At 66.6% G+C, this 7118-nt stretch carries 6 protein-coding genes and 1 pseudogene; 1 reads left to right on the top strand and 6 read right to left on the bottom strand.

What is annotated here, in order from left to right:
- A pseudogene (locus EET13_RS32250) lies at positions 1-1403 on the top strand (PGRS repeat-containing protein); the annotation flags it as partial.
- A 212-nt stretch (positions 1404-1615) separates the two neighbouring features.
- On the opposite strand, the gene ahcY reads toward EET13_RS32250, so the two are convergent.
- From ahcY to EET13_RS06630, 6 genes are all read right to left on the bottom strand, one after another.
- Positions 1616-3094, bottom strand: coding sequence for an adenosylhomocysteinase (gene ahcY / locus EET13_RS06655; RefSeq protein WP_122441530.1), 1479 nt, complete (start codon positions 3092-3094; stop codon positions 1616-1618).
- Between the two features lie 103 nt (positions 3095-3197).
- The gene (alkX, locus tag EET13_RS06650) at positions 3198-3815 is read right to left on the bottom strand and encodes a TetR family transcriptional regulator AlkX (protein WP_122441540.1); all 618 of its coding nucleotides are present in this window, start codon (positions 3813-3815) and stop codon (positions 3198-3200) included.
- 29 nt (positions 3816-3844) lie between these two features.
- Positions 3845-4027: a rubredoxin gene (locus EET13_RS06645; RefSeq protein ID WP_122441529.1), complete on the bottom strand. Its 183-nt coding sequence runs from the start codon at positions 4025-4027 to the stop codon at positions 3845-3847.
- A gap of 30 nt (positions 4028-4057) precedes the next feature.
- Complete coding sequence (locus tag EET13_RS06640; RefSeq protein ID WP_122441539.1) at positions 4058-4219, bottom strand: rubredoxin; 162 nt, start codon at positions 4217-4219, stop codon at positions 4058-4060.
- A complete protein-coding gene (locus EET13_RS06635; protein WP_122441528.1) occupies positions 4219-5469 on the bottom strand; it encodes an alkane 1-monooxygenase in 1251 nt (416 codons plus the stop codon). The genes EET13_RS06640 and EET13_RS06635 overlap by 1 nt, the downstream gene beginning before the upstream one ends.
- A 111-nt stretch (positions 5470-5580) precedes the next feature.
- Positions 5581-7065: an APC family permease gene (locus EET13_RS06630; protein WP_122441538.1), complete on the bottom strand. Its 1485-nt coding sequence runs from the start codon at positions 7063-7065 to the stop codon at positions 5581-5583.
- Positions 7066-7118 lie beyond the last annotated feature (53 nt).

Raw genomic sequence — 7118 nt, 5'->3', positions numbered from 1 at the left:
GTCACGGAGGTGGCGGCGGCGGCGGTGGTGGAGCCGCCAGCGTTCAAGCCGTCAATGGCGGCACTGCCAGCGGTACGGCTACCGGGGGTGCGGGAGGCGGGGGTGGTCACGGCACGACCATCGCAGCCGGCGGCCGCGGCGGCAGCGGTGGTGACGCGGTCATCGAGGCCGACGGTGTCGGCAGCACCGCCACCGGTACCGCCACCGGCGGCAGCGGTGGTAACGGCGGCACCAACGGCGCTACCGGCGGCGACGGCGGGGTGAGCACCGTCGCATCGCATGCCGCGGCCAGCAAGGTTATCGGCTTCGCTACCGCCGGTAACGGAGGGGACGGCATCAATGCCGGCGCCGGCGGTGCCGGTGGCGCCGCCGTCGTCTCCGCAAACGATACAAATTGCAGCGTCAGCGGCGCCGCCGTCGGCGGCGCAGGCGGTGATGGCACCAATGCCGGCACGGGTGGGGCCGGCGGTGACGGACTGGTCGATACCCTTGGCGCCGGAGCCGGCGTCAGTGGTACCGGAACCGGGGGCAGCGGCGGCGCCGGTACCAACGGGGGCGTCGGCGGCGCGGGCGGGTTGGGCGAAGTCAATGCCAACCAGGACGGCACGGCCGCCGGTACCGCGACCGGCGGCAGCGGCGGCAACGCCCGCGGCACCGGCAGCACCGGTGGCACCGGCGGCGACGCCTGGGTTCAAGCGGGCTACGTGGACGGGTTGGGCGTGAACGGTGGCGACCACTTCGAGGGCGTAGCGACCGGTTCCGCTATCGGTGGCAACGGCGGCGACGCCAGCGGCGGCGGCACCGGCGGTGACGGCGGCTACGGACTGGTGATGGGCGCGGGCGACCACGGCTCGTCCGGCGGCACCGCGACGGGTGGCTCCGGGGGGGCGGCCAGCAGCGGCGCGGTCGGCGGCGCCGGTGGGAGCGCCAACCTGACCGGGCTGTACGGCAGCACCACCGGCACCGTTACGGCGGGTGACGGTGGCGACGGCAACGGCGGTAACGGCGGCGACGGCGGTAACGCTTGGGTCATCACCTACGACGAATTCAACGGCTACCAAGGGTCCAGCATCACCAACGGCACCGCAATCGGTGGCGACGGCGGCTATGGCGGGCTCAATGGCACCGGCGGTGCACTCGGCGGTGACGGCGGTACCGGCGGTTGGGGCAACCTCCTGGTATCCGGCGGTCAGACGTCGACCAACGCCACCGGCATCGGCGGAGCCGGCGGCCACGGCGGCGACGGCGGATCGGCCGGCAGCAACGGCAGCGGCGACGGCGGCCAGGGCGGAAGCGGTGGCAGCAACTCATTCAACGGCACCGGCGGCATCGCCAATCCCGGGCAGGCTGGCACCAACGGCCTGCCTGACGGGACGCCCGGCGCTCCCGGCGCCAACGGCTGATCACCGGCAACCAAGGCAGACCAGAGCGGTTTCGGCCACGCCCCGGGAGCCCTGAAGGGGCGCAGACACTTCCCTGGGCGCGTCAGGCGGTACAACTCGTTACCGCGGCGGCCGCAAGTGGCCCGCGCCCGAGATGACCCACCGAGTTATGCCGGCCGGTACGCGTAAACGGCAACGCACCAGGTTGGCCGAGCGGCTGAAAACCGGTTATGTCAGTAGCGATAGTGGTCCGGCTTGTAGGGGCCCTCGACGTCGACGCCCAGGTATTCGGCCTGGTCCTTGGTGAGCTTGGTCAGCTTGCCGCCAAGGGCTTCGACATGGATGCGGGCCACCTTCTCGTCGAGGTGCTTGGGCAGCCGGTACACCTCGTTGTCGTACTCGTCGTTCTTGGTCCACAGCTCGATCTGGGCGATCGTCTGGTTGGCGAAGCTGTTGCTCATCACGAACGACGGGTGGCCGGTGGCGTTGCCCAGGTTCAGCAGCCGGCCTTCGGAGAGCACGATGACCGAACGGCCGGTCTCCTTGAAGGTCCACAGGTCGACCTGCGGCTTGATGTTGGTCTTCGTCGCGCCGGAACGCTCCAGACCGGCCATGTCAATCTCGTTGTCGAAATGGCCGATGTTGCCCAGGATCGAGTGGTCCTTCATCGCCTTGATGTGCTCGAGCATGATGATGTCTTTGTTGCCGGTCGAGGTCACGACGATGTCCGCGTCGCCGATGGCGTCCTCGACGGTGACGACGTCGAAGCCCTCCATCATCGCCTGCAGCGCGTTGATCGGGTCGATCTCGGTGACCTGGACGCGAGCGCCCTGGCCCTTCATCGCCTCCGCACAGCCCTTGCCGACGTCGCCGTAGCCGCAGATGAGGACCTTCTTGCCGCCGATCAGCGCGTCGGTGCCGCGGTTGATGCCGTCAATGAGCGAATGCCGGGTGCCGTACTTGTTGTCGAACTTGGACTTGGTCACCGAGTCGTTGACGTTGATCGCCGGGAAGGCCAGGTCGCCGGCCGCGGCGAACTGGTATAGGCGCAGTACGCCGGTGGTGGTCTCCTCGGTGACACCCTTGACCGACTCGGCGATCTTGGTCCACTTGCCCTTGTCGGTCTCGAAGCGCGACCGCAGCAGGTTGAGGAAGACCTTCCACTCCGCGGAGTCGTCGTCCTCGGCGGGCGGCACCACGCCGGCCTTCTCGTACTGCATCCCGCGCAGCACCAGCATGGTGGCGTCCCCGCCGTCGTCGAGGATCATATTTGCCGGCTTGTCCGGGTCGGGCCAGGTCAGCATCTGCTCGGCGGCCCACCAGTACTCCTCGAGCGTCTCGCCCTTCCACGCAAACACCGGGACGCCCTTGGGCTCCTCGGGCGTGCCGTGCGGACCGACGACCACGGCGGCGGCGGCATGGTCCTGGGTCGAGAAGATGTTGCACGACGCCCACCGGACTTCGGCGCCCAGCGCGGTGAGGGTTTCGATCAGCACCGCGGTCTGGACGGTCATGTGCAGTGAGCCGGAGATGCGGGCGCCTTTGAGCGGCTGCACCTCGGCGTATTCACGGCGCAGCGACATCAGGCCGGGCATTTCGTGCTCGGCGATCCGCAGTTCCTTACGACCGAAATCCGCCAGCGACAGATCGGCAATCTTGAAGTCGATGCCGTTACGAACGTCGGGGGTTAACGAAGTTTCGGTCGTCGTCATAGCGTGTTTGATCCTTACTGTGGGCCTGCGGGAAGCTGAGCGAGGCGACATAGCCTAGGTATGCTCTTCAGCCACTGTAGCCGCCGGCCCGCAGCCTCGCAGGTCAGGGGATATTGATCACCCCGTGGCGCTCTGCGAACGGCGTCATCAACCTCGCCAGGTCCGCAGCCACGTCCTGGTTGGCCTCCGGCGGCATCGACACGTAGCTAAGGCACAGCCGCACGATAGCGCGCGAGAGCACGTTGGCGTCGTCGTCGCTGGTGGCCACCCAGGTCTGGGTGAACGCACTCGCCAGCCGGCCCGCGGCACGGTTGATGATGGGCGCGCTGTCGGTGGTGATGAGCTGCAGCAAATCGGGCTTGGCGACGCCGCTGAGCAACGAGATCACCAGCGGGTCGGCCGCCGACTCGGTGAAGAAGGCCCGAAACCCCTGCAGGAACGACTCGAAGATGTTGCCCACGTTGGCGTCCAGGGCGGCATGCACCCGGTCGACCAGGCGGTCGGCCAGGCGCAGAGCGTAGCCCTGCGCCAGGCCCTGCCGAGAGCCGAACTCGTTGTAAATGGTCTGCCGGCTGACCCCCGCGGCGCGGGCCACGTCGGACAGGGTGATCGCCGACCAGTCGCGGGTCAGCAGCAGATCCCGCATCGCATCCAGTACCGAATCGCGCAACAGTGCCCGAGATGCTTCGGCGTAGGGAATCCGCTTCACACGCGCGACCATATCTGTTTCTGCCAGCACCTTGGCCTCGATCACGACCGGGCCACCTCCACCATCACGAAGTCGGACTTCGCGGCCCCGCAGTCCGGGCAGCTCCAGTCATCCGGGATGTCCTGCCACCTGGTGCCGGGCGCGATGCCCTCGTCGGGCCAGCCGAGTTCCTCGTCGTACTCGAAGCCGCACTGGACGCACTGGAACAGTTTGTAGTCGCTCATGGTTGTCTCCCTTTCAGAACTTTCAGACCTTCAGACCTGTTCGAAATCGGGCTTCTCCCGGACGGCGCAGTCCGGGCAGCACCACTCGTCGGGAATTTGGTGCCACCGGGTGCCGGCTGGAAACCCTTCCCTGACTTCACCTTTGGCCTCGTCGTAGATGTAGTCGCAGACCGGGCACCGATAGGCCGCCATCATGCCGCTGCTCCGTAGCGGGCCAGCATCTTGTCGCGCACGCGCGGGTGCAGGTTGACCCGGGTGATGTCGCCGTCGTAGTGCTCGAGCACCCGGTGGTCCATCACCTTGCGCCACAGCGGCGGGAAGTAGGTCAGCGAGATCATCGACGCGTACCCGCTGGGTAGATTCGGCGCCCCGTCCATGCTGCGCAACGTCTGGTAGCGGCGGGTCGGGTTGGCGTGGTGGTCGCTGTGGCGCTGCAGGTGGTACAGGAACAGATTGGTGACGATGTGGTCGGAGTTCCAGCTGTGCACCGGCGCGCAGCGCTCGTAGCGCGTCTTGCCGGAAGGCGAGTCGAGCTGCTGCCGCAGCAGTCCGTAGTGCTCGAGGTAGTTGACCGCTTCCAGCAGGCTGAAGCCGAACACCGCCTGAATGACCACGAACGGGATCAGGCCCGGGCCGAAGATCGCGATCAGCACTCCCCACAACGCCACCGACATCAGCCATGCGTTGATCACGTCGTTGCGCAGGTACGTCTTGGGGTTCCAGGGGCTGACGCCCTGGCGGCGGAACCGTTGCGCCTCGAGCCCGATCGCCGAGCGCAGGCTGCCGATGACGCTGCGGGGCAGGAATTCCCAGAAGGTCTCGCCGAAGCGGGCCGACGCCGGGTCCTCCGGAGTGGACACCCGCACGTGGTGCCCACGGTTGTGCTCGATGTAGAAGTGGCCGTAGCAGGTCTGGGCCAGGGTGATCTTGGAAAGCCAGCGCTCCAGCGAATCCTTCTTGTGTCCCATTTCATGCGCGGTGTTGATCCCGACGCCACCGAGCACGCCCACCGACAGCGCGACACCGATCTTGCCGGCCCAGCCCAAGCCACCGTCGAAGCCGAGCCAGCCGAGGTTTGCGGCGGTGAACAGGTAGGCCCCCAGCACCACGCTGAGGTACTGGAACGGGACGTAGGTGTAGGTGCAGTAGCGGTAGTACTTGTCGTTTTCCAGCCGCTCCATCACCTCGTCGGGCGGATTCTGCCCGTCGGGCCCGAAGCGCAGGTCCAGCAGCGGCAACAGGATGTAGACCAAGAACGGTCCTATCCAAAGTGGCGCCTGGGCCGCGCCGTGCCAGCCGAGCTGGTTCAGCCCCCACACGACCGGCAGCATCACGAACAACGCCGTCGGGGCGATCAATCCGAGCAGCCACAGGTGGCGCTTCTTATCGCGCCACTCCGCTTCGGGAGCTTGCGCCAATTCAGAACTGAATTGGGTGGTCATATGCCAAACCTCCTTGTGAGTCACACCACGCTTGAGGTTGACAATACCGGCTCCTGCGTCTGATGTCTAGACACCAGACGTCGCTTTGTACACTACGTATTCAAAGGCGCCCTAAGTGTCTCGGGCCGCCTCCGCCACCTGCCGGTTTCCATGCACCGAGTGCCGGTGGCCGTAGCCCACGTAGATCGCGGTGCCCAGCACCAACCAGATCCCGAATCGGATCCAGGTCAGCGCCGTCAGGTTGACCATCAGCCACAGGCACGCACACAGCGAAGCGATGGGAAGCCACGGGACCCAGGGCGCGCGGAATCCGCGCTCTAGATCGGGCCGCTTCTTGCGCAGGATGATCACACCGCCGGACACCAGGACGAACGCGAACAAAGTGCCCACGTTGACCATCTCTTCGAGCTTGGTGATGGGAAAGATCGACGCCGTCGCAGCCACCACCACCGCGACCAGCACGGTGATCCGCACGGGCGTGCCGCGCGGCCCGGTCTTGGCCAACTGTCTGGGCAACAGGCCGTCGCGCGCCATGGCGAACAGAACCCGGCACTGCCCGAGCATCAGCACCATCACCACGGTGGTTAGCCCGGCGAGCGCCCCGACGGAAATGATGCCGCTGGCCCAGTACACCCCGTTGGCCTTGAAGGCGGTGGCCAGGTTCGCCTGGCCGCTGCCCGGCACGGTGCGCAACCGGGTGTAGGAGACCATGCCGGACAACACGACCGACACCGCGACATAGAGCAGGGTGACGATGCCCAGCGACGCCAGGATCCCGCGCGGAACATCGCGTTGCGGGTACTTGGTCTCCTCGGCCATCGTGGCCACGATGTCGAACCCGATAAATGCGAAGAACACGATCGACGCTCCGGCCAACACGCCGTACCAGCCGTAGTGACTGCCGTGGGCTCCGGTCAGCAACGACAGCACCGACTGGTCGGCGCCCCTGCCCTGGTGTTCGGGTTCGGGCTCGGGAATGAAGGGCGAGTAGTTGGCGGCCTTGATGTAGAACGCGCCGACTATCACGACGAAGACCACCACCGACACCTTGATGGCGGTGACCACCGCAGAAAACCTCGACGACAACTTGGTGCCGAGCGCGACCAGGGTCGCCACTACCGTGATGATCAGCAAGGCGCCCCAGTCGAAGCTGATCGATCCCAGACGGATTGTGCCGCCAGCGAATCCGAACACTGTGCCCAGGTAGCTGGACCAGCCCTTGGCCACCACGGCCGCTCCGACGGCCAATTCCAGGACCAGGTTCCAGCCGATCACCCACGCCAGAAACTCACCGAAAGTCGCATAGGAGAAGGTATATGCGCTGCCGGCCACCGGCAGCGTCGAGGCGAATTCGGCGTAGCACAGGGCCGCCAGCGCACAGGTGCTCGCCGCGATGAGAAACGACACCCAGATGGCCGGCCCGGTGATGTCACCGGCAGTCGAGGCGGTAACCGTGAAGATACCGGCCCCGATCACCACCGAAACACCGAAGACCACCAGGTCTTTCCAGGTGAGATCCTTGCGCAGCCGGGTGTCCGGCTCGTCGGTGTCGGCAATCGACTGCTCTACCGACTTCGTGCGCCATCGACCGGCCATGGATGCGTCCCTCCCATTGCGAGCTGTGACCGCACAGTACTTGGGTACGCTGC

The organism is Mycobacterium attenuatum (genome assembly GCF_900566085.1).
In the GTDB taxonomy this organism is placed as follows: domain Bacteria; phylum Actinomycetota; class Actinomycetes; order Mycobacteriales; family Mycobacteriaceae; genus Mycobacterium; species Mycobacterium attenuatum.
The sequence above is the reverse complement of the archived record's forward strand: the minus strand, read 5'-3'. Positions and strand labels throughout refer to the sequence as shown.